The following is a 2,012-nucleotide window of genomic DNA, read 5'->3' as shown; positions in this document are numbered from 1 at the left end:
ATTATTTTCCATAGCACTATGAAGAGTAACTTGTTCAATAAATTATACTTGAATTCAACAAATCTCACCTATCAAGTCAAAAGTTAAAAATGTGGATACCCTGTGTCACGAGTCAAGGGATGCAGAGATTTTTTCTCCATATCAAAATATCAAATAAATTAATAGAAAGGACGATCGACAAGATAGTCAAAAGTAAGACTTAACAGATTAATTTAGATAGTTTTAATTAGGAAAAGTTGTTTTTGCTCTTGAAGCGATTGAGTAAAATTACTCTAATCATAAGGATAAAATTGAGATGATTTAAATAAAATAATACCTGTAAAACTTCAGGTTTGTATTCAGTATAGTTGGAATCTAAAACAATTTTGTGCTAAGAAATATATCCTATCTCAATATTGAGTATTGATACGAAGTATGTCATTGAGGAATATAGCTTATGGCAAGTAGTGAAGTTGGTGCAGATTTATGGATTAGCGAGTATATCACACCTTGGGATATTTATGTTCATGGCATTACCGAGGTACTTGCCTACAAAAAAACTGCCTATCAGGATATGTACATCATAAACACAGGTATTTATGGTAAAGCACTGGTTCTTGATGGTAAATGGCAATCTTCTACAGGAGACGAATTTTTGTACCATGAACCCCTGGTACATCCTGCCATGATTTTTCATGGATCTCCTAGTAAAGTTCTTGTTCTTGGTGGTGGTGAAGGAGCAACTATTCGAGAGGTCTTACGTTGGCAAACAGTAGAAAAAGTGGCCATGATTGATATTGATGGAGAAGTGGTTGAAGCTTGTCGTCAATATTTGCCTGAGATGCACGCTAATTCTTTTGATGACCCTCGCCTCAAGTTGGTCATTGGTGATGCTTTAGAATTTTTGGAGACTTCTGGTGAAATTTGGGATGTAGTTATCTCTGACCTTTCTGACCCTATTGAAGAGGGACCTTCATTTCAGTTGTTTACAAAGGAATACTTTGAAAAGATTCTACAGGTGCTTACCCCTGGAGGGTTTTTTGTTGTGCAAGCTGGTCCTGTTTCCCTAGGAGAAATGAAACTTCATATTCGAATTGTGAATACAATGAAAGAAGTTTTTCCTTATGTCCAATCTTATAGTAGTTATGTTCCTACTTATGGACAACCTTGGGGTTTTGTAATAGGTTCAACAGAAATGATTAATAGTCGTCCTGACCCAGAAACAGTTAATCAACTTCTGAGAGAAAAAACTACTGGTGGGTTTCGGATGTTGGATGGGACTACCTTATTGGGGATGTTACAAGTACCTAAACATTTGCGGGAAGCGATCGCTACTGAGACTGAGGTATATACTTTAGCAAAACCTCCAAAATTTTTCGGTAAAGGTTCTACTAATAGTTGAAGCTATAACTAAGACAACAATAGTTTAAAAATTACAAGAGTAACTAAAATGACTATACTACGAATTCTAGCTGCTATATTCTTACCGCCTTTAGGTGTTTTTTTGACTGTTGGTTTAGGCGGTGCTTTTTGGATTAATCTTCTCCTAACTATTTTTGGTTTTTATATTGGTGGTATTGTTCATGCTATTTGGGTTATTGCCAAGCATGATAATTAAGCTAGACAATTAAAATAGGGGTGGGTTTGGTCTGATTTTTGATAAATTTTTAACTAAAAATAATCACAAACCCATCTCTATTCATAGGAGTAACTTTTGATTGTTAATTATTCAATAACTGGCAACTGCTAAATTATCACAAAGACTTAAACATCTGTGAGAAATGATTACCACTAAAATAGATGTTTATAATTTTTTACAAAAACTTGAACATTTTTCAGTCAAAGTCATACTAAAATTATCTGACCAATCAACAATAATTTCATCATCATTATGAGAGGTAAAATACTTGCAGTTTCTATTCAGAAAGGTAATGGAATAATCTTTGGTGATTATGGTAAAAGATATAGGTTTCTGCTGAGAGGCAACATTTTTACCATAATCACCAAAGATTATTCCATTACCTTTCTGAATA

At 33.9% G+C, this 2,012-nt stretch carries 3 protein-coding genes; 2 read left to right on the top strand and 1 reads right to left on the bottom strand.

The annotated features are described in order from the left end of the window. Positions 1–436: 436 nt before the first annotated feature. Positions 437–1,381: a methyltransferase domain-containing protein gene (locus tag F6K13_RS30560; protein ID WP_124146070.1), complete on the top strand. Its 945-nt coding sequence runs from the start codon at positions 437–439 to the stop codon at positions 1,379–1,381. 48 nt (positions 1,382–1,429) lie between these two features. Further along, the gene (locus tag F6K13_RS30555) at positions 1,430–1,597 is read left to right on the top strand and encodes a YqaE/Pmp3 family membrane protein (protein ID WP_124146069.1); all 168 of its coding nucleotides are present in this window, start codon (positions 1,430–1,432) and stop codon (positions 1,595–1,597) included. A 186-nt stretch (positions 1,598–1,783) separates the two neighbouring features. Here F6K13_RS30555 and F6K13_RS30550 read toward each other — a convergent pair. After that, a partial coding sequence (locus tag F6K13_RS30550; RefSeq protein WP_287289483.1) for a hypothetical protein occupies positions 1,784–2,012 on the bottom strand: 229 nt, incomplete at its 5' end.

The sequence above is a fragment of the Okeania sp. SIO2B9 genome (assembly GCF_010672505.1).
GTDB classification, from domain to species: domain Bacteria; phylum Cyanobacteriota; class Cyanobacteriia; order Cyanobacteriales; family Microcoleaceae; genus Okeania; species Okeania hirsuta.
Note: the sequence above shows the minus strand (reverse complement) of the source record. Positions and strands in the feature narration are given on the sequence as shown.

What these genes read in the sequence shown, in the direction of transcription:
- F6K13_RS30560 (WP_124146070.1), top strand. Translation starts at nt 437, where the DNA reads ATGGCAAGTAGTGAAGTTGGTGCAGATTTATGGATTAGCGAGTATATC.
- F6K13_RS30555 (WP_124146069.1), top strand. Translation starts at nt 1,430, where the DNA reads ATGACTATACTACGAATTCTAGCTGCTATATTCTTACCGCCTTTAGGT.